At 44.5% G+C, this 21,379-nt stretch carries 16 protein-coding genes; 8 read left to right on the top strand and 8 right to left on the bottom strand.

Features of this window, described 5'->3' with window-relative positions; translation table 11 throughout:
- Nucleotides 1–22: 22 nt before the first annotated feature.
- The 5 genes from JMX07_RS08925 to tolQ form a co-directional block, all read right to left on the bottom strand.
- A complete protein-coding gene (locus JMX07_RS08925; RefSeq protein ID WP_201607487.1) occupies nt 23–1,429 on the bottom strand; it encodes a nucleobase:cation symporter-2 family protein in 1,407 nt (468 codons plus the stop codon).
- 501 nt (nt 1,430–1,930) lie between these two features.
- A complete protein-coding gene (locus JMX07_RS08920; RefSeq protein ID WP_201607486.1) occupies nt 1,931–3,223 on the bottom strand; it encodes a PD40 domain-containing protein in 1,293 nt (430 codons plus the stop codon).
- 136 nt (nt 3,224–3,359) lie between these two features.
- Complete coding sequence (locus JMX07_RS08915) at nt 3,360–4,382, bottom strand: cell envelope integrity protein TolA (protein ID WP_227684738.1); 1,023 nt, start codon at nt 4,380–4,382, stop codon at nt 3,360–3,362.
- 73 nt (nt 4,383–4,455) lie between these two features.
- Nucleotides 4,456–4,914 carry a protein TolR gene (tolR, locus tag JMX07_RS08910; protein WP_101204804.1) on the bottom strand — a complete coding sequence of 153 codons (459 nt, stop codon included), beginning with the start codon at nt 4,912–4,914 and terminating at the stop codon, nt 4,456–4,458.
- Nucleotides 4,911–5,633 (bottom strand): protein TolQ, encoded by a 723-nt coding sequence (tolQ, locus tag JMX07_RS08905; RefSeq protein ID WP_201607485.1) that lies wholly within the window; start codon nt 5,631–5,633, stop codon nt 4,911–4,913. Before tolQ ends, tolR begins: the two co-directional genes overlap by 4 nt.
- 628 nt (nt 5,634–6,261) lie before the next feature.
- On the opposite strand from tolQ, the gene JMX07_RS08900 reads away from it, so the two are divergent.
- The 3 genes from JMX07_RS08900 (at nt 6,262) to JMX07_RS08890 (ending at nt 12,265) form a co-directional block, all read left to right on the top strand.
- Nucleotides 6,262–7,557 (top strand): NCS2 family permease, encoded by a 1,296-nt coding sequence (locus tag JMX07_RS08900; RefSeq protein ID WP_201607484.1) that lies wholly within the window; start codon nt 6,262–6,264, stop codon nt 7,555–7,557.
- A 740-nt stretch (nt 7,558–8,297) separates the two neighbouring features.
- Nucleotides 8,298–11,561: a bifunctional proline dehydrogenase/L-glutamate gamma-semialdehyde dehydrogenase PutA gene (gene putA, locus JMX07_RS08895; RefSeq protein ID WP_201607482.1), complete on the top strand. Its 3,264-nt coding sequence runs from the start codon at nt 8,298–8,300 to the stop codon at nt 11,559–11,561.
- A gap of 11 nt (nt 11,562–11,572) precedes the next feature.
- On the top strand, nt 11,573–12,265 hold the full coding sequence (locus JMX07_RS08890; protein WP_201607481.1) for a 1-pyrroline-5-carboxylate dehydrogenase: 693 nt from the start codon (nt 11,573–11,575) through the stop codon (nt 12,263–12,265).
- Between the two features lie 235 nt (nt 12,266–12,500).
- On the opposite strand, the gene JMX07_RS08885 is transcribed toward JMX07_RS08890, so the two are convergent.
- Complete coding sequence (locus JMX07_RS08885; protein WP_201607479.1) at nt 12,501–13,673, bottom strand: cupin domain-containing protein; 1,173 nt, start codon at nt 13,671–13,673, stop codon at nt 12,501–12,503.
- A 130-nt stretch (nt 13,674–13,803) separates the two neighbouring features.
- Here JMX07_RS08885 and JMX07_RS08880 point away from each other — a divergent pair, with 130 nt between their 5' ends.
- Nucleotides 13,804–13,989: an NF038104 family lipoprotein gene (locus tag JMX07_RS08880; RefSeq protein ID WP_201571421.1), complete on the top strand. Its 186-nt coding sequence runs from the start codon at nt 13,804–13,806 to the stop codon at nt 13,987–13,989.
- A gap of 172 nt (nt 13,990–14,161) precedes the next feature.
- On the opposite strand, the gene purB is transcribed toward JMX07_RS08880, so the two are convergent.
- Nucleotides 14,162–15,553, bottom strand: coding sequence for an adenylosuccinate lyase (gene purB / locus JMX07_RS08875; RefSeq protein ID WP_201607478.1), 1,392 nt, complete (start codon nt 15,551–15,553; stop codon nt 14,162–14,164).
- 253 nt (nt 15,554–15,806) lie between these two features.
- Nucleotides 15,807–17,033, bottom strand: coding sequence for a tRNA 2-thiouridine(34) synthase MnmA (gene mnmA / locus JMX07_RS08870; RefSeq protein WP_201607477.1), 1,227 nt, complete (start codon nt 17,031–17,033; stop codon nt 15,807–15,809).
- Between the two features lie 260 nt (nt 17,034–17,293).
- On the opposite strand from mnmA, the gene ispF reads away from it, so the two are divergent.
- From ispF to mnmG, 4 genes are all read left to right on the top strand, one after another.
- Nucleotides 17,294–17,797: a 2-C-methyl-D-erythritol 2,4-cyclodiphosphate synthase gene (gene ispF, locus JMX07_RS08865; RefSeq protein ID WP_201607476.1), complete on the top strand. Its 504-nt coding sequence runs from the start codon at nt 17,294–17,296 to the stop codon at nt 17,795–17,797.
- Nucleotides 17,798–17,914: 117 nt separating this feature from the next.
- On the top strand, nt 17,915–18,265 hold the full coding sequence (grxD, locus tag JMX07_RS08860; RefSeq protein WP_057759647.1) for a Grx4 family monothiol glutaredoxin: 351 nt from the start codon (nt 17,915–17,917) through the stop codon (nt 18,263–18,265).
- Nucleotides 18,266–18,531: 266 nt separating this feature from the next.
- The gene (locus JMX07_RS08855) at nt 18,532–19,071 is read left to right on the top strand and encodes a hypothetical protein (protein WP_201607475.1); all 540 of its coding nucleotides are present in this window, start codon (nt 18,532–18,534) and stop codon (nt 19,069–19,071) included.
- A 299-nt stretch (nt 19,072–19,370) separates the two neighbouring features.
- Entirely contained in the window at nt 19,371–21,266 is a 1,896-nt protein-coding gene (gene mnmG / locus JMX07_RS08850; protein WP_201607474.1) for a tRNA uridine-5-carboxymethylaminomethyl(34) synthesis enzyme MnmG, read from the top strand.
- Nucleotides 21,267–21,379: the final 113 nt, after the last annotated feature.

Raw genomic sequence — 21,379 nt, 5'->3', positions numbered from 1 at the left:
CAGCCCTAGCTTACACTTAGCCTTATGCTACTTCTTGCGTTGGTTCTAAGTTGTCTTTTGCGTGCTGTGCTTTAGTATCAAACTCGATGCCATAGTTTTTGGGTAAAATCATATCAAGGGTGATGGCCACAATCCCTGCCATCGTTACTGCTGAGCCAAAGATATTTTGAAAGAACTGTGGCGTTTGTGACAGTACGTCAGGGACAAAGGCGATACCCGTTGCCAGACCCAGTGAGGTGGCAATGATTAAAACATTACGGTGCGTAAATTGCACGGTAGATAAGATACGAATACCAGCAGTCGCCACCGTCGCAAACATCAGTAGCGTGACGCCGCCAACAACAGGCTTCGGTAATTGGGTAAAAATAGCACCAAGGACGGGGAATAGCCCTATCAGGCATAGAATGCCGCCTACATAGAAACCCACATAGCGACTGGCAATACCCGTCATTTGAATCACACCGTTGTTTTGGCTAAAAGTCGTCACGGGGAAGGTATTGAATACCGCCGCAATCAGAGAGTTAACACCATCTCCTAGTACGCCGCCTTTGATGCGTTTCTCATAGAGAGGGCCTTTGATCGGTTCACCTGATATCATCGAGGTAGCCGTCAGATCGCCTGAGGTCTCGATACTGGTAATGATGTACATAAAGGCAATAGGAATAAAAGCCTGCCAATCAAAACCAAAGCCATACTTAAAAGGGATCGGCACTGTAAAAAAGGCCGCTTCAGAAACCAGAGAAAAATCGATACGTCCCATAAATACGGCAGCGACAAGGCCGAGCATCAAACCGATAAAGATGGCGCTTGAGCGAATGACTTTATTGTTGATGATGCTAATCAGTACGACACTTGCCAGCACACCACCGCCCAAAAGTAGGTTTGGAATACTACCAAAATCTTCAGCACCAAACCCACCTGCTAAGTCAGTCAGACCTACCTTGGTTAAGGACAAACCAATCGTGACAATCACGCAGCCTGTAACAATAGGGCTCATAAAAGATTTGAGTTTAGTGATAAATTGACTCAAAAATATCTCAACAAATGCACCGAGAAATGAGACGCCAAAAATAACGGATAAAATCTCTTCTGGACCACCGCCGCGGTTTTTTACCACAAAACCTGCCGTCAGTACCGCTGCCAAAAATCCAAAACTGGTGCCTTGTAATGCCATAAGGCCAGAGCCAACAGGGCCTACTTTACGAGTCTGAATAAAGGTTGCGACGCCAGATACTATCAATGACATACTGAGAAGGTAGGGGATATGCTCTCCTAAACCTAATGTGCCACCTATGATAAGAGAGGGTGTGATGATACCTACAAACGCTGCAAGTACGTGCTGTATAGCACCTAAAAATGCTTTAATGGGGGTAGGACGGTCATGCAGTCTATACAGTAAATCGGTATTCGCTGGAACGTTTTCACTCATGGTGGTTTCCTCCTAAAATAACTGCTTAGTACCCGCTTGACTGTAGATATCAGACAATGTGGTAGATCACGAGATCAAAGTTTTAACCCAATCTTCGACTTGTTTTTTATCGATGTAAACAATAGAGGTACGCATCCGTCTGTAAGATAAACAATGAAATTAACTAATATATGTTGGCTAATATTTGAACAACCTGACCAATTAGTCAGGTCTATTTAGGGTATAGGTAAAATACAAGTCATTGCAATGTTTTTTTTGGTACTAGTGCGTTTACAGGTTTGTTACGAAGGAGGGAGGGTTAGGTAACATTGGAAAGCAGATCAAAGGCGAGGAGTGTTGACCATTGAGAACGAATAAGTACTAAGACTATTGTCATTTCTATTACTGTTTTTTTAATCAAAAAAAGCCCCAACCGTAACGACTATGATTGGGGCGTTTCAATTTTGCTTGCTTAATATTTATTCTACTATAACCAAAATTGCTACTTTGGTGGACGACCAGTTATTTTGGGCTTGATGACCATACGGGTGAGCGGATAACGCCTTGTCCTGACTTACCAAACGCTTCGCCACCATTGAGGGACTTGATAGTCAGCACGCCTTTGCCGCCTTGGGTCGATGCGTAGACCACGCGTTTACCGTTTGGTGAGAAGCTGGGTGCTTCGTCGATACCCGTATTGCCAAGATTGGTAGTGATAGCGCCATTACTATTCATAATAGCTGCTGAGCGTCCACTCAAAAAGGCAATTTGTGTACCGTCACTGCTAAACTGCGGGCTGGTTGCATAACCACCGTTTGACACTTTAGTTGTTTGTCCTGTGGCAAACTCGTAGCGATATACTTGCGGCTTGTTAAAGCCAGTCTTATCACTGACAAACACAAAAGATTTGCCGTCTGGTGCATAGCTTGGTTGCACTTCACTACTTGGTAAATTGGTGAGCCTTCTAGGTGTACCACCGCTAGCGCTCATTTCATAGATATCAGCACTACCCTCAAAGCTGCTAGAGAATAATATCTTGCTGCCATCAGGAGAGAACGAAGGGCTTAGGTTGCTACCTGAAAAAGGCGTCAGAGTAGTTGCGCCGCCGCCACTGACGTTTTGCACGTAGATGACGGGATATGATTTTTCACGTTGTACTGAGTAGGCGATACGGTTGCCATCAGGTGACCATGCTGGTGAAAAAATAGAGCCTGTCACTTCAGTAATGGTTCTAGCGTTTTCGCCATCAGCATCCATCACTTTGAGACGGGAGATCTTTTGCTTGCCAGTTCCTGTTTCTTCAATATAAGCAATGCGCCCTGAGAAGTCTCCTGGAATACCAGTAATCAGCTCGTATACTTTGTCTGCGATGACATGACCGGCATAACGCATACTTTCTCTATTATTATCGGCAGTTAGGCTTTGCTTGCCTTCTATCACACGACCAGATTTGACATCGATGACTTCATAATCGGTGATTATTTTGCCACGATTGGTACGCGTACTGCCGACAACCAGATACGGTATGCCCATGCTTTGCCAAACGGGTAATGTACCTGTCAGCTCTTTACTACTGTGCGGCTGCTGCGGTAGATCTTGATTGGTTACTTTTAGCTCGGTTTTACTCAGGTCATTTAATATAATCGGTGATAAGACAGAGTCACCCGCAAACGGCACAAACGCGACTTGGTTTTGCTGAACAGGAATTTCATAGTCCAGTTCTAGTACAACAGGTGCAGCGAGCACGCTTTGCGATACCAGCAATGCTGAAGTGCTGGCGAGTAACGATACTAGTAGTTTTTTTTGGGTACGCATGGGTAAATGGAGCTCCTAAAATTAGTATGATATTCATTTTTTATTTAATGAGACAAGCATCTAGATGAGGCAGCAACCTATGCGAGACAAGCCGCTTAACGTCACGTTACCAATATTATAAGGACCTAGCAACTGATTAATTGCTGCCTTTAAACTGTATGGTAAAAGTCGGGTATTTAGGGTCGTCAGCATCAATTGGGAGACTGCCTGTATTGAGTACTGCTTGTCTCGCCGCTTCGTTGACCGTGTTATCAGGTCCAGAGGCGGTCACATTGACCACATCGCCATTTGCATTGACAGTGATGGTCAAGGTTGCACGTTGGGTAGAACCTCGCGCGGCGGTAGGCGGTGTATAGTTGCGTTTGATTAAATTGATGATTTCACTGTTGCTAGCACCTCGACTGCCACTAGATGCAGAGCGACTGCTGCCTTTGGATGTGCTAGTAGTTGACGTATCTCCAGAAATCGTTGACTGTCCGTCTGACAGACTAAAGGTTCTACCTGCATTGCCAGAGCCATTGGTATCAATCTCAATATTGCGATCGCTAGCAGTGGGACGTTTTATCTTTGGTGGATTGTTTTGCTTTTGACGAAACTCTCCCAGCCTTTTTTGTTCTTCTATAAGCTGGTCGCGTTTGCTTTGATCGACTTGGTCAAGCTCTTCCATAGCGGATTCGTCTAGTTGTGCTGTCCACTCAGCCATTTTGCGCTCATACTCTTGATTTTGCTCAAGCAGACGTTGTTGATGGTCTTCACTCATAAGTATGGGTTGACCAGTTGGCTCCTCAGATCGTGTAAATACAGGCACGCGCTGAGAGGTTGTCTGGCTTGGATTTTGCGCACTGACGCTACTGCCAGACACTTCTGGCTGGGCACTACTGGACGAGTCGCTAGTGCTACTATCCATCTGCATTGCACTGGCTGCTGCACGGTTGGCCAGTATTTGTCCTTGCATTTCAGCAAGCTGCTCAGGAGATACCATGACCGTCTCGATACTACCAGCAGTCACAACTTCAGTGGTTTGATAGTTGTAAACCAGTATGCCCATGATAAGACCATGCGCCAGCAAGCTTAGCAACGTCGGCAGTGTTAGCCCGTTGCTTTCTGGTTCGGTAGGTACATAGACGGCAGGAGCATTATGCATGGTAAGGATACTCATGAACGTGATTTGTCAGATTGATTACTAGGATTGGCTATTGTGATATAAGACATTTACTAAAGGACGCTTATCGCTATAAAGAAGGCGTGGGTAGTGGTGCACCGGTCAGTAACCCAACTTTTTCGATACCTGCTTGTTGCAAAGTTGCCATGAGCGTCATGATGGCACCGTACTGATTGTTTTGATCGGCATTGATCATTACCTGTACTGGCTCAGCATTACTATTATCGCTCTGAGACTGCAGGTTAGATAATGTATTAATCAGCTCAGGCTCACTTACTGGCACGTCGACATTGCTTTCATAGCTGATAAAAATATCACCCTTATCAGTCAACGAGACAATCACAGGTAACTGGCTTTGACTCATGGTATTGGTTTGCTCTTTTGGCAGATCAACATCGACGCCTGTAATCAGCATCGGCGCTGTCACCATAAATATCACCAGTAGCACCAGCATGACGTCAATGTAAGGAACGACGTTCATTTCTGCATTAAGGGCTTTTTTTTCACGGCCGTAGGGGTTTGGTTTCATAGCCCTGTCACCTGACCTGCATTAACTTGGGTTTCTTTGCTAATAGGCGCTTGTACGCTGGTCTCACGCTGTAGCATACCTGTCATCTCATCACAAAATAAGGCGCGCGAGTCATATAGTCGGCTCGATTTTGCTGTGAAGTGGTTGTATGCCAATACCGCAGGGATAGCGGCAAACAAACCCATGGCTGTGGCAATCAGTGCTTCGGCGATACCGGGCGCTACCGAGGCGAGGGTAGCTTGCTCAGTTTGAGACAGTCCCAAAAAGGCATTCATGATGCCCCACACTGTACCGAACAATCCGATGTACGGAGCAACGGAGCCAATGCTGGCTAGCGTCGTCAGTCCTGACTCGAGCAATTGCTGCTGGCGACCTAGGCCGACGCGTAGCTTGCGTTCAACACCATCGATAATATCGTCTTTAGGTTGACGCTTTTTATGCATTCTTAGATATTCTGAAAACCCCACATAAAAAATCTGCTCAAGTCCTTGACGATCAAGAGAACCCTGAATGCCTTGGTATAGCTTGGCTAAGTCTTCGCCTGACCAAAACCAAGTCTCAAATTGTTGATCAAAGTTTTTGGCTGTACCAAGTCGCGCACTCATGCGAAAGATAATAACCCAGCTGAGCAAAGAGGCTAATAACAATAGTGCCATCACAATCTGCACCAATAGACTGGCTTGGGTAATAAGATCGACAATATTTAATGATTCAGGCATGTAATGGACTCACGAATAATTGATAACAGCTGGCTGGAATAGTGATATCCGAACCAGACAACCCCTAAACAAACACTATTTACTTTTTATTACTTAATACGCAGCTCGTTTCTTCACTAAAAATTTGTAACTGTGCTTAGAAAAATGCTGCAACAGTAAGTATCGCGATTTAGGTATCGGTATAATAACCCCCTAGTTTACTTCTAAATGAGAGAAAGGTCATTATTAATGTGTTAAACGACTATTTAGTTGGGCTGCTACTGATTCATTCAGTAGTTAGTTGGATAACATGAATAATGACCGAGCAAATACTTACTACCTAAAACTCATGACTCAAACCGAATATTACCTTAATGACGAATAGAAAGTAGTTTTTCGAATAGCGTAGGGCAACATGGCTGTATGTGGCTTTTCATATGGCTTTTCTGACCAATAGTCTTGAAGTCTCTCAAAATCGCATTTTGTGCGAGATAGACATTATCAACGATTGAGTTTGTAAGATAACTGGTCTAATATGTTACGCTTTGTTACTACATTATTCTTATTGTGGCATCGTTATTTTTTCGCTGAGGTCATGTTTAATTTTAGGTAATGATGACTTTTTATTAGCCAGTCGGGGGCGACACTTATGAATGCAATTGAACGCTATTTTGGGATTAATGGTGAAAATACCACGATCAAAACAGAAATCATCGCTGGTATAACCACGTTCTTGACGATGGCTTATATTATCTTTGTCAACCCTAACGTCTTAGCCGATGCGGGTATGGATAAAGGGGCCGTATTTGTAGCGACCTGTATAGCAGCAGCAGTAGGTTGTTTCATCATGGGTATCTACGCCCGACTACCAGTTGCGCTTGCACCAGGTATGGGTCTTAATGCCTTCTTTACCTATGGTGTGGTGCTTGGTATGGGCTACGCATGGCAGACAGCGCTAGGTGCGGTGTTCTTGTCTGGTTGTATCTTCGTACTACTGAGTCTATTTAAGATTCGTGAAGCAATCATTAATGCCATTCCAACGTCTCTCAAGAACGGCGTAGTTGCTGGTATTGGTGCGTTCTTGGCGTTTATTGCATTGCAAAGCGCAGGCATCATCGTCAATCATGACGCAACCTTAGTTAGCCTTGGTGACATGACATCATTTGGTCCTGTTATGGCTTCATTAGGCTTTGTTGTTATCATTGGCCTGTCTTATAAGAGAGTCCCAGGTGCGGTAACCATTGGTATTTTATTGGTTGCACTGATTAGCTTATTAATGGGCTATACACAGTTCACAGGTATCATCTCTTCACCGCCTTCTATTGCACCGACGCTTATGCAGTTAGACATTGCTGGCGCGTTCGATGTGGGCATGATCAGTGTGATCTTTGCTTTCTTATTTGTCGATTTGTTTGATACTGCTGGTACTTTGATTGCTACTACTAGCCAAGCAAAGCTAACGGACAAAGATGGCAATATCCCGAACATGGGCAAAGCACTACTCGCTGATTCAACAGCGACAGTAGCGGGTTCTTTACTGGGTACTTCATCGACGACCAGTTATATTGAGAGTATCTCTGGTATCGCCTCAGGTGGGCGTACAGGCTTGATGGCTGTTACGGTAGGTGTGCTATTCCTGTTCAGTATCTTCTTCTCGCCGCTAGCAGGTATGATTCCAGCTTATGCAACCGCTGGCGCTATCTTTTATGTAGCCGTACTCATGATGGGTACTCTAAAGGACATTAACTGGAGCGACTTAACAGAAGCAGCACCAGTGGTCGTCGTATTGCTATTCACACCGCTTACATACTCTATCGCTGACGGTATCGCGCTTGGTTTTATTACCTTTACGGCTGTAAAAGCAATTGCGGGCAAGTTCGCTGATATCAGTATCGCTGTCTGGATTTTGACTGCTATATTGTTGTTCAAGATTATTTTCTTATAATGCAAGGCGTTATAAGACATTAGATAGTGTCTTAAACAAGAAACCCTCCTTATCATTTGATGATAAGGAGGGTTTTTCTTTGTCAGTAAATAAGCCTATCGTCTTGATCTAAGCCCTGTATGCTCGATGCTAATGTTTGGTATTTTTGTTACTGGTGTTAAGCAGCGTGATGACAAACTATAGGCAATAGCAAACAAAAAAACGTAACCAAAGAGTCATAGTCAGTAAATTGCTTGTAAGTTATTGTTATTTAGATAGAAATTAATTATTTGAAAATGATTAATTTCGTTAGTTTGAAAAAAAATTTCGTGATATTATAGCCGAGTTAAGCGCATCACCTCAATCAACGCCGTAGAGGTTTTTCTTACAGTGAATTAGCATCATCAAAGATGACAGATTTGTAATTATTAGAGCGATTTTTCGGTTCAATAAGGCGATATTTGGTCATCACACTCCTTTCACTACTAACAAGAAGAAGGCACTAATGCCGCTTAGCTTTTCGTTGTTGCCTTTGTATTGTTAACGTAGCCCGTTTAACAGTCGAACGACCTACTTAACCGTCTCCAGCCTATGCTGGATTTTTAGTTTTGTGATGGCGCCGTTTGGTCTTTTGATTATTGCTGTGAATATCCGTCAGTAACCACTATTTTTTGATAGCGGTTATGAGCAGTTATACAGGACGATCAGACTTCCTAAAGCACCATTTATTATGGTTTTTAAACGATAGTTATGGAGTTATTATGAACCCAGTAGACCAGTTTACCCCGCAAGAGCCGATCTTGTTTAATCCTGTTGATATGCTGTCGCCTGAGTATCTCGCCCAGTCAGCAGAAGCGCTAAATAAGCGTATCTCACCGCTATATAGCGCCGATGAAGAACGTTGGTTGTCTGAGTTATTGCCACTTGCCAAACCCAGTATAGAAGAACGCGATGCTGCTGCTGAGCAAACGCGCAAACTGGTCGAGCACGTGCGTAATGATGGTAAAGCCGTCAAGATGGTTGACTCATTATTGCTCGAGTATAGCCTTGATACCCAAGAAGGTATCTTGCTAATGAGCTTAGCAGAAGCCTTGATTCGTGTACCAGACAACTATACGGCTGATGCGTTGATTCATGACAAAATGAGTGTGGCTGACTGGAAAAAGCACATTAAAAATGACAATGGCTTTATGGTCAATGCCTCTACTTGGGGTATGATGATGACTGGTCGCGTTGTCAGTATTGACAGCAGTACCACTGCATCAGGTTTCTTGGATCGTATGACTAAAAAGATGGGTGAGCCTGTCATTCGTAGTGCGATGCAAAAAGCCATGCGTATCATGGGCCATCAGTTTGTATTGGGCGAGACCATCGAAGACGCCAATAAAAACAGCCAGCCATATCGTAATAGAGGCTATACCTATTCATTTGATATGTTAGGCGAAGCGGCTATCACGCATAAAGATGCGGAAAAATACTTCAACGACTATCTACATGCGATCAGAGCCACGGCCAACGTGAAAGTCAAAGAAGGCATGCCAAAGCCGTCAGTGTCTATCAAATTATCAGCACTGCATCCTCGCTATGAAGCCACGCAAGAAGCGCAAGTAATGGGCTTATTGCGTCAGCGCTGCCTGCTATTGATTGAAGCGGCACGTGAAGTCAATGTCGATATCAGTATTGATGCTGAAGAAGCAGATCGCCTTGAGATTTCTCTAAAACTGTTTGAGTCTTTGTACCGTGACAATTTAACGGCGGACTGGGATGGTTTAGGTATCGTTGTACAAGGGTACTCTAAACGTGCTATCGCTGTATTAGCATGGCTTGCTCGTTTGTCTACTGAAGTCGGTGATCGTATACCAGTACGTCTAGTAAAAGGCGCTTACTGGGATACTGAGATCAAACTTGCTCAGCAAAAAGGTCTATCAGGCTATCCAGTTTGGACACGTAAAGAAGGTACGGATACTGCATACCTTGCTTGTGCGCGCTTCTTATTGTCAGACCATCTGCGCGGACTAATCTGGCCACAGTTTGCGACACATAATGCGCATACACTGTCATCAATCATGACCATGAGTGCACATAGAGACTTTGAATTCCAACGTCTACACGGCATGGGCGATGCGCTTTATGATCATATTTTGCAAGCTTATGAGATTCCTGTACGTATCTATGCGCCAGTAGGTGCACATAAAGACTTGCTACCGTACTTGGTACGTCGCTTGCTAGAAAACGGTGCCAACAGCTCGTTTGTTCATCAGTTGCTAGACAAGTCTTACCCAATCGAAAAGCTAACAGTGCATCCATATGACAAGCTGCTTGGTAATGCAACATTGCACAATCCAGACATCCCGTTACCGTTAGAGATTTATGGTGAACGCCGTGCAAGTTTTGGCCCTAATATCTTTGTAGAGTCACAATGGCTGCCGTTCAAATCAGCTATTGATAGCCATCTGCATAAGACATGGTCAGCAACCTCTATCATCAATGGTAAAGCGGTTGATACCTATGAAGTAGATGGTCAAACGAATCAGCTTGATACACAGACTGTACTTGCGCCTTGGAACCACGAAGTTAGTGCTGGTAAGGTAACTTATGCTAACGCTGAAGTGGCTCGCCAAGCGATTGACGTTGCTGTTGCTGGTCAAGATGTATGGAAAAACGTACCAGCTGCTAAGCGTGCTGAGATATTACGTAAGATTGCTGAGATATACGAAGAAAACTACGCTGAACTAATGGCACTATGCCAAGTTGAAGCGGGTAAAACCATGCAAGATGGCATCGATGAAATCAAAGAAGCCGTTGATTTCTGTCGTTTCTATGCTGACGAAGCAGAGCGTCTAGATGATGTCGTGCATGAGTTTACAGACTTGGCTGGCAAGCAGTCTCGTCAAGTGTATAAAGCACGCGGTACTTTCGTTTGTATCAGTCCATGGAACTTCCCATTGGCTATCTATACGGGACAGATTGTAGCTGCACTTGCTGCAGGTAACACCGTAGTAGCGAAACCTGCTGAACAAACCAGTTTGGTAGCTCACTTTGGTGCACAGTTGATGTATCAAGCGGGTATACCTGCAGAAGCATTGCAATTGGTCATTGGTGCAGGCGACGTAGGTGGTGCTTTGACGGCGGCTGACAATATCGCAGGTGTGATATTTACAGGTTCGACGCAAACTGCTCAGCGTATTAACCAAAGCCTAAACGACCATGCACAAGCCAGCGGTGAGCTGCCTGTCTTTATTGCTGAGACTGGTGGTCAGAACGCTATGATTGTCGATTCAACAGCATTGCCAGAGCAAGTCGTAAGAGATGCAGTACTATCAGCATTTGGCTCAGCAGGTCAGCGTTGTTCAGCTTGTCGCATATTGTGTGTACAAGAGGAGATGGCTGATGATTTGATCGAGCTACTACAAGGCAATATGGCTGAGCTGTCTGTAGGCAACCCTCTATATGCTGCGACAGACGTTGGTCCAGTTATTGATGCTGACGCCAAGCATGGTTTGGAGGCGCATATCGCGCGTATGGATGCTGAACCGACAGCAAACATTTTAGCGCAAACGCCAATGAGTTCAAGCTCAGTGGTCAGCCAAGAGAAATCTACCTTTGTACTACCTACAGCGATTGAAGTAAACAGTATCGATGTGATTGGTGGTGAGCATTTTGGTCCCATTCTGCATGTGCTGCGTTATCAAGCTCGTGATTTAAATAAGCTGATTGATGCCATCAACAACACAGGCTTTGGTCTAACGTTGGGTATCCATAGCCGTATCGAAAACACGGTTGAGCACATTGAGCGCCGTGCTTTTGTCGGGAATACCTACATCAACCGTAACCAAATCGGCGCGGTCGTAAACGTCCAGCCATTTGGCGGTTGTGGTTTATCTGGTACGGGTCCAAAAGCTGGCGGGCCGCACTATGTTGCGCGTTTGATGCAGCTCAAATCGGAGTCAGTCAATGCCGCACAACCAGCTGCTGACATGACAGCGACCACCACCCAATCTACCACTCAAACAGAACTCGCATAAGGAGTAGCAACATGGCGACTGAATTCAAAAAAAATCATGCCCAGGTTTGTGAATCTTGGCGACTACTTGGCGCAGTCAATCGCGCAACGTACCTGCAAGCGGCAGTGTCAAAACTGGCGCTGCTCACTGGTGATGCTAATAAAGCAAAGCGCTTGTTCAATCATCTATTGAGTGCGGCTCCTAGTCTAGATGAGACGCACCGCATGACGGGTGCAACTGGCGAGTCAAACGACTTATATGTGACTGGTCGTGGTAAAACCATGGTCATCGGCGGTGAGTCTGCTAGAGCCATGGCAGTGCTAGGGCAGCTTATCGCTGCGCTACTGACAGGTAATGAAGTCATACTACATTGCCCAAGCCAAGATGATATGTGTAGCGAAGCGGCTAAGATACTACATGATACTGGTATCAGCGAAGACGTGCTAAGCGTCGCTAACGACTCGCAAACGGTCACACTTTTATACATCGACCGTCTTGCGCAAGTAGCAGTGTCTGGCAGCCATAGCGAAGTGCAGGCTATCAGTCAAGAGCTTGCCAATACTGATGGTATCTTGACCCAAGTTATCAGTGTCACTGATATGGAAGGCTTGACAGAGATGCTAACGCCTGACTATTTGCATCGCTTTGTCACTGAGCGCGTTAAGACTATCAATACCACAGCAATCGGTGGTAATGCGAGCTTGCTTGAGCTTGGTACAGAGTAGAATAATTGAATTAATTACGAATCCGCTTAGCCTTTATAGTAACTATTCATAGTATCAACTCATAATAGTAACTTTCACAAAGGCTAAGTGGTGTTTGGCAGCCCTATAAGCACCAAACCAGTGATTGTATAAGATACATAAGAAAAAATGCATAAGAAAAAACCGCTATCTGAGTAATTATCAGATAGCGGTTTTTTTTGTTTATACTACTTAACTGAAGCCTGATGACAGGATGTTATTCAGCAATATCCACCCATATCCAACCGTTCTCTAGCCACTCGCTTAAGTCATCTGCATCAACATCGATGATATCACTGTGTTGTAGAGTTTCACCATTAGCCAAACGTACTAATACTGCTATGGCAGCCTTATCAAGCCCGTCGATACGCTGACCATTGGCGTACAGTACGATGCCATCAGTGGTCTGGCTATAGAGTAGGCGATTGCTATAGTCTGCCTGCAATGTGGCACCTTCTGACAGCGCTTGCATTAGCTCATCAGTATCTAATGTTTCTTCTGGCATTAGTGCATCGTATTGACGCTTACTGACCACCTCCAAGACTGCCTGACGAATCATGTCGTCACCGCGACTAGATTGTAGCATCTCTAGCAATTGTGCTTTGATAGCAGCGATACTGTTCGCCTGTAGTTCACCTGAGTTCTGTAGTGCTTGTGGTAGTAGCATCGGGACAAACAACTTGCTGTCGTTGGTCGCAATATCCGCTACGCTATCGACAATTTGCATCAGGTTTGGACGACGACAACCAAAAGAAAAGGTCAGACAGTCATCTTGTGCCACACCAAAATGCGATAGTTTTGGTGGTACATAAAGCACGTCACCTGCTTCTAGTACCTCATCAAAGATAATCTCGCCCATGTCATCAAACAAACGCAGCGGTTCATCAGCAACAAACTCTGTCTGCTCATCACAGAACTTGCCCAACTGCCAACGTCTAGAGCCATAACCTTGTGCCAAAAACACATCATAGTCGTCATAATGCTTACCGACCGATCCCCCAGCTGGTGCATAAGACACCATGATGTCGTCACGCTGCCACTGCGGAATAAAGTCAAACGCTTGCCACAGTTGTCCAAGCTCTGGTGACCATTGCTCGAGATTTTGTACCAATACCGTCCACTGTTCTGGTAGGTTTTCAAAATCAGTCTCAGTTAGTGGGCTTTTTTTAAGTTGCCACTGCGCTTGACCTTCTTTTTTACTCGCCGCTTGGGTTAGCAGTCGCGCGCTAGCGTCTTCTTCGAGGGCAAGACCGATCATGTCGTCGGGTTCAAACATATCAATCAGTTGCGACAACCCTTGCTTAATAAGAAGTGGCTTTTTTTGCCAGTATTCAGTTAGGAACTGCTCAGGCGTGATAGTGTCAGGTAGACAAAGAGGAATAGAGGTCATTGATAAATCCATATTTTAAACGCGTACAATATTAATAATAAGGGACGCTTTATAGGAAGGTTTTAATAGTCTATGATTATGGTCTATCTGATGGTTATCATCAGAGCAGTCACTAAATCGTAGGAAAGTTATGAAAAAATTGCACTTGATCGCAATCATCGCTAGCGTGTTTTTGCTACAAGCCTGTGTCCACAAAATTGTCACAGTACCTGCTAAAGTTGCTTATAAAACCACTAAAGGCGTGGTCAAAGGAACGGTAGCGGTTGGCAAAGCTATCATACCAGGAGACAGTGATGACGATGATGACAAAAAATAAAGCCTCACTTATCGACTATGAATTTTAAAACAATATCATAGCATTCAAAGTAAGGCTATTATGTGGTCACAAAACCAGTAAGACACTAGCTGAACCAGACAATGCTATTATCGAAATAGGAGCGCGTAAATTATTTTACGCGCTCCTATTTTTTGGTATTAGTTTACTACTACTAAAGCTTGGCAATCCATTCTTTGATAGTGCGCGCCTGTTCAGCAGCATTACCAATATAAGTAGCTGGTGTCAATGCGCGTAGGCTTGCTTTATCCGCATCACTAACTGCCGATAGCTCATCACTTTCGACGAAGGTTAACATGGCTTCGCGAGTCATGGCATTACCGCGAGTTAATGCTTTTAATTTCTCGTATGGGTTTTCAACACGGTAGCGGCGCATGACCGTTTGAATTGGCTCTGCCAACACTTCTTGCGCTTGATTTAAGTCATCATTTAAACGCTGTGCATTCAGCTCAAGCTTACTCACGCCTTTTAGGCAAGCATCAAAAGCAATCATGCTCTGTGCTAGGCCAACACCGATGTTACGCAATACCGTTGAGTCTGATAGGTCACGTTGCATACGTGAAATTGGAAGTTTCTCACCTAAATGTGCAAGCATAGCATTAGCCACGCCCAAGTTACCTTCAGAGTTTTCAAAGTCAATTGGGTTAACTTTGTGCGGCATGGTAGAAGAACCAACTTCACCATCTTTTAGGCGCTGTTTGAAATAGCCTAAGCTAATGTATTGCCAGATATCGCGGTTAAAGTCGATCAAGATGGTATTGAAGCGCTTAACAGCATCAAACAACTCGGCGATATAGTCATGTGGCTCAATTTGAGTGGTATAAGGGTTGAATGTCAGCTCAAGACGCTGATTGATGAAGGCTTCAGCATGGGTCTGCCAGTCGACATCAGGATACGCTGAAAAATGGGCATTGTAGTTACCAACGGCGCCATTAATTTTACCTAACAGCTCTACTTGACCGATTTGCTTGATTTGGCGAGCTAGGCGATAGGCGACGTTTGCCATCTCTTTACCAAGCGTCGTTGGGCTAGCGGTCTGACCATGCGTGCGTGATAGCATCGGTTGGTCAGCATGAGTGATCGCCAAGTCAACGATACTGTCAGTCACTTGCTGCATTTTGGCAACAACCAGCTCGCGGCTGTCTTTTAGCATCAATGCGTATGATAAGTTATTGATATCTTCACTGGTACAAGCAAAGTGAATGAACTCAAGCGAATCAATTAAGGCATCCTGACCACGGAACTTGTCTTTGATAAAGTACTCAACCGCTTTTACATCGTGATTGGTCGTTGCTTCGATGTCTTTGATCGCTTGAGCATCGGCTTCACTAAAGTCATCAACGATCGCATTTAAAAAAGCATTGGTCTGGTCATCGAATGCTGCTAATTCACCAATCGCACTGTTGTCAGCTAATGACTGCAACCAGCGAATCTCTACCGTGACGCGGGCCTTGATTAGACCAAATTCAGATAAATAAGGGCGTAAGCTGTCAGCCTTTGATGCGTAACGACCATCAATTGGAGAGAGAGCGGTAAGTGGGGTCATGGTTATGCCTCAGTAGTTATGAAATAAAAAACTGCAAGAGTCTAAATAAAAGTGACGATATAAAAACGAAAAAGTGACTACATAAAAGAAAAAATGACTATATAAAAACAATGTCGAAATCGTTGCGCGTAATATAGCAGAAATACGATATTAAAAAAGCCGTCTATCCAAACAAAGCGATGTTGACCCTCGTTAAAATTATATTATTCACTGCATCAACCTCTGTGCTGTAGGTATGGGTCTTAGGAAGCAATTAGAATCCACATGGCGCATCGATAGATTCAATCACACCGCCGCCTAGACATACGTCATCGATATAAAATACCGCTGATTGACCAGGGGTGACGGCGCGCTGTGGGTCATCAAATACAACACGCACTTCACTGCCATCAGCATTGGTCGAAAATACGCGACATGCTTGGTCTGGCTGGCGATAGCGAGACTTTGCCATACAGCGTAAACCTTCATCGGTAAATACATCGGCAGGCGGCAGACCATTAGTCCAATCGAGCTTATACGCTTTTAGCTCGTTACTCATTAGCATTGGGTGCTCGTGCCCTTGACCGACGATTAAACGGTTTTTCTCTAAGTCTTTTGCCAATACAAACCACGGTGCCTCTACACGGTCTTTAACCCCGCCAATGCCGATGCCGCCGCGTTGACCCAGTGTGTAATACATGAGGCCGTCATGAGTGCCGATGACTTTATTATCATCAGTAAGTATCTCGCCTTTTTGGGCAGGCAGATATTGCTGTAAGAAGTCTTTAAAACGGCGCTCACCAATAAAGCAAATGCCTGTAGAGTCTTTCTTTTTAGCCGTTGCTAGGTCATGCTCTTCAGCGATCTGACGTACTACTGGCTTTTCAAGCTCACCAACTGGGAATAGCGTTTTGGCGATTTTGTCACCGCCAACCGCATGTAAGAAATAGCTTTGGTCTTTATTGTTATCAAGACCGCGTAAGAGCTGAGCAACCTCGTCACCTTCGGCATTGGTATAATTCACACTGCGACGCGTATAGTGACCTGTAGCGATATAATCTGCACCAAGCGTCAACGCATAGTCCAAAAACGCCTTAAACTTGATTTCTTTATTGCACAAGATATCAGGGTTTGGGGTACGTCCTGCTTTATATTCTGCCAAAAAGTGCTCGAATACGCGATCCCAGTATTCCATAGCAAAGTTGGCCGTGTGCAGCTTCATACCGATTTTGTCACATACGGCTTGCGCGTCTGCTAAATCATCCATCGCCGTACAGTATTCGGTGCCATCATCTTCTTCCCAGTTCTTCATAAACAAGCCTTCGACCTTGAAGCCTGCCTGCTGAAGTAGAACGGCTGATACAGAAGAATCGACCCCGCCTGACATACCGACAATCACATGCTTGGTGCTAGGATTTTCGACATCAGCAAGTGTTAAAGGGCGATGAGCATTAAAAGACTCAGAAACGGTTGTGCTTGAGGTATTTTGTATGGCTGACATAAAATGGCTCAACTATTTATACGTTATCCAAAGTACATGCCGCCGCCAAGTGTTATGCAATCACTACAATACGTAGTCTCAGCACAACAACGTCAGCTTGTCTTTTGGATCTGGTATTATGATAAAATAAACATCATATTATACCAGTTAATTGAAACTGGTGGCGACCGATGGTGTCTGGCTACTGGTAAAACCACTTTGAAAATTCAGATAGTGGTTTTGAATTATTTTAATCACCTTTAACTCATCTTGGAATAATAATGATAAAAATTGGTCAAGGTATCGATGTTCATGCTTTTCATAATAATGGTCAGCAGCAACAATATGTCATTCTAGCGGGCGTGCCTATTGAGCATACTCACAGTTTGCTCGCACACTCTGATGGGGACGTAGTCTTGCACGCACTGGCTGATGCGCTTCTTGGTGCACTTGCGCTTGGTGATATCGGGCAGCATTTTCCCGATACTGATGCGGCACATGCTGGATTGGATTCACGAGTACTGCTGCGTTATGTTTATAGTAAAGTGCAAGAGGCTGGTTATAGCCTAGGCAACGCTGATATTACGGTGATGTGTGAACGTCCAAAGTTAGTGCCGCATAATCCAGCAATGCGCGCCAATATTGCTAGTGACCTGCAAACGGATATTAGCAATATCAGTGTAAAAGCCACCACAACTGAAAAATTGGGATTTACGGGTCGTCAAGAGGGCATCATGGCCAATGCCGTGGTATTATTAGTCCCTAATGCTGTTGAACCCACATAGGTCGAAAATTCGTGCTTGTAATACAGCGGCAGTCGCCCCATGTATCAGCCACGTCTTTATACAATTATTTTATATAAATAATCATTTTAATGAACCGCTTTATCAATAGGAGCTTTTATGAGTGAGCAAACCCCAAACACTGCTGCAAACGACGTTGAACAATTGATCCGTGATCAAATCCGTGACAACAAAGTCATTATTTACATGAAAGGCACACCGCAATTTCCACAGTGTGGCTTTTCAGCGCGCTCTATCGAAGTGTTGACTCAGATTGGTCGTCCATTTGCGTTTGTAAACATTTTAGAAAACCCAGAAATCCGTGCAACGTTGCCAAAAATTGCGAACTGGCCAACGTTCCCACAATTATGGATTGATGGCGAGTTGATGGGCGGATCAGACATCATCTTACAAATGTATCAATCAGGCGAGCTAAAGCCATTGGTTGAAGCAAACAGCCCTGCTGCTTAATACTTAAAAGTGTTAATTGGATGTCTTTAATGTCCAATTAGCCTTTGTAAGATACGAGCACAGCAAACCCAAGTAGTCATTTAATGGCTATTTGGGTTTTTTATTGTCGCTATTAGTGTTGTTAGTAGCGTATCTATTCTTGTCCCCATTAGTATTTTCACGCGCCTATGTCATTAGGCTTCGTTGTTTTTATGGGATTTACCCCCATATAGTGTCCAAGATACCAGCGATATAAATAATAATTATCAGATGAGTAAGAGAGCTTTATGAATAACCAAACCAATGAACAGTCAAATGAGCAAACAGAAGCGGCTGAGCAAGCAGCGATTGAAAAGCGCCGTGAGCGTTTAAAAAATGAATCTACGCGGATCATTGAGATTGCTAATAATGAATCATACTCAGCCCTTAAATGTATTCATCAGATGAGTGTGGTAGGCGGTGCGACAGAAGCGACTTATATCGCTATCGAGCAGCGCGTCGTTGCAGATCAAGATACGGCAGGTGCCTATCATTTGGCATTATTGGCACAAAATACCCCTGATCTACCTATTGATGCGCGTCAGCTGATCGAGTTGGTGGTTAATAAGGGTGATAACGACCAGCGCTTGGCATTGCTCAAGAATTTACCATTACCGCCAGTCGAGCTCATCAAAGAGCAGATCTTAGCAAGTGATGACGGCGATGCCATCGGTCAAATGAATGCCTATTTGCAGATCAACCCAGAAGGGTATGGTAGCCACCATATACTGTCTAGTGGTCAATCGGATCAAATAGTACCGCTAAGCCGTGGTAACGGTAATGGCTAAGATATCATCATAAACTAAAAAGCTAACTACTAAAGTGACGATGTTGACAGTAATGACGGTGTTACTGTCAACATCGTCATTACTGGTATAAATATATTTGCACTTAATTATAATAGTTTTTGTCCTAGCGTTTTTTAAGCGTCAAAAAATTGTTATAATGACAGGTTATCTAACCAATTATGAACGACTTATCTGAGTCGTTATCTTTTTTATAAATACGACTGACGTTTATTTGCCGATTACCATGTTATTCAATGAAATGTGGTACCAGGCAGCGTTATGAGTCAAGTGAGGCAAACATGCAATACCCAAAACATTACGACGTGATAGTGATCGGCGGTGGTCATGCTGGCACAGAAGCTGCGCTGGCTGCTGCACGTATGGGCGCACAGACCTTGTTGTTGACGCATAACATTGAGACACTCGGGCAGATGAGCTGTAATCCAGCAATTGGCGGTATCGGTAAATCGCATCTAGTACGTGAGATTGATGCGTTGGGCGGTGCAATGGCGCTGGCAACGGACAAGGCTGGTATCCAGTTTCGCGTACTAAACAGTCGTAAAGGGGCTGCCGTTCGTGCCACGCGTGCGCAAGCAGATCGCATCTTGTATAAAGCGGCTATCCGCCATACGCTAGAAAACCAGCCAAACCTAGATATATTCCAGCAAGCTGCTGATGATATCTTGGTTGAAAACGGTCGTGCGACGGCAGTCGTTACTTCTACAGGTATTATCTTTAAGACCGAAACAGTGGTACTGACATCAGGGACTTTCTTGGGCGGCGTTATCCATATTGGTTTAGAGAACTCAAATGGTGGCCGTGCAGGGGATCAGCCTTCTATCAAGTTGGCAGATCGTTTACGTGAGCTTAAGCTGCCAGTTGGTCGTCTAAAGACAGGTACGCCGGCACGTATCGATGCGCGTAGTGTTGACTTCAGTGTAATGACGGTACAGCCGGGTGATACGCCATTGCCAGTGATGAGCTATATGGGCGATGTTTCTATGCATCCTGAGCAAGTCAATTGCTATATCACGCATACTAATGCGCGTACTCATGACATCATTCGTGAAAACCTTGACCGTTCACCGATGTTTTCTGGGAAAATCGAAGGCGTAGGTCCGCGTTATTGTCCATCTATCGAAGATAAGATTCATCGTTTTGCGGATAAGGACAGCCATCAGATTTTCATCGAGCCAGAAGGTCTGACCACACATGAGTTGTATCCAAATGGTATCTCAACCAGTTTGCCATTTGATGTGCAGTTAGACTTTATTCATAGTATGAAAGGCTTAGAAAACGCGCATATTACTCGTCCAGGTTATGCGATTGAGTATGATTATTTTGATCCACAAAACCTCAAGCCAACGCTTGAAATCAAGTCGATTGATCGTCTGTACTTTGCGGGTCAGATCAACGGTACGACTGGTTATGAAGAAGCGGGCGTGCAGGGTTTGCTTGCAGGTACCAATGCGGCATTGGTGACGACCAATAACAGTGAGTTTGACACATGGACACCGCGCCGCGATGAAGCGTATCTTGGTGTGCTTGTCGATGACTTGATTACCCATGGTACTACCGAGCCATATCGTATGTTTACGAGTCGCGCAGAATATCGCTTGCTCTTACGTGAAGACAATGCAGATCAGCGCTTGACTGAAACTGGTCGTAAGCTGGGTCTAGTAGACGATGTACGCTGGCAAGCCTATCAAGAAAAAATGGAAGCCATCGCGACAGAAACCTCACGCCTAAAAGATATGTGGGCTACGCCTGCTAATGCATTAGGTAAGCAAGTGACTGAGCAAACAGGTGAAGTGCTGTCTAAAGAGTCTACTGCCTTTGATTTGCTAAAGCGTCCGCAAATACATTTTGCTGATATCGCGGCTATCACGGACTCAACTGTTGATACACAAGTAGGTGAGCAGATAGAGATTTCTGTTAAATATGCAGGCTATATCGATCGCCAGCAAGAAGACATCGATCAGATGAAACGTCTCGAGAATACCGCACTACCGATGGACTTTGACTATAGCGTCGTATCTGGACTATCAAATGAGATTGTACAGAAACTCACGCAAGTCCGTCCTTCGACTTTAGCCCAAGCCGGACGAGTGAGTGGGGTTACACCTGCCGCCATTCAGTTATTGGCGATGACGGTTAAAAAGCATAAAAAAGCAAAAGCTGCATTGGACTCATAATAGCTATGCAATAAAGCCTTTTATAATAAAGCACTTATAGTTAAAAAGCCCGTAACGACATTTCGTTACGGGCTTTTGTTTGTCAAAAAAACCGTTAGTTTTAAAAGAAAGTC

Origin of the sequence: Psychrobacter immobilis, assembly GCF_904846235.1 — a bacterium.
GTDB classification, from domain to species: domain Bacteria; phylum Pseudomonadota; class Gammaproteobacteria; order Pseudomonadales; family Moraxellaceae; genus Psychrobacter; species Psychrobacter immobilis_C.
The sequence above is the reverse complement of the archived record's forward strand: the minus strand, read 5'-3'. Positions and strand labels throughout refer to the sequence as shown.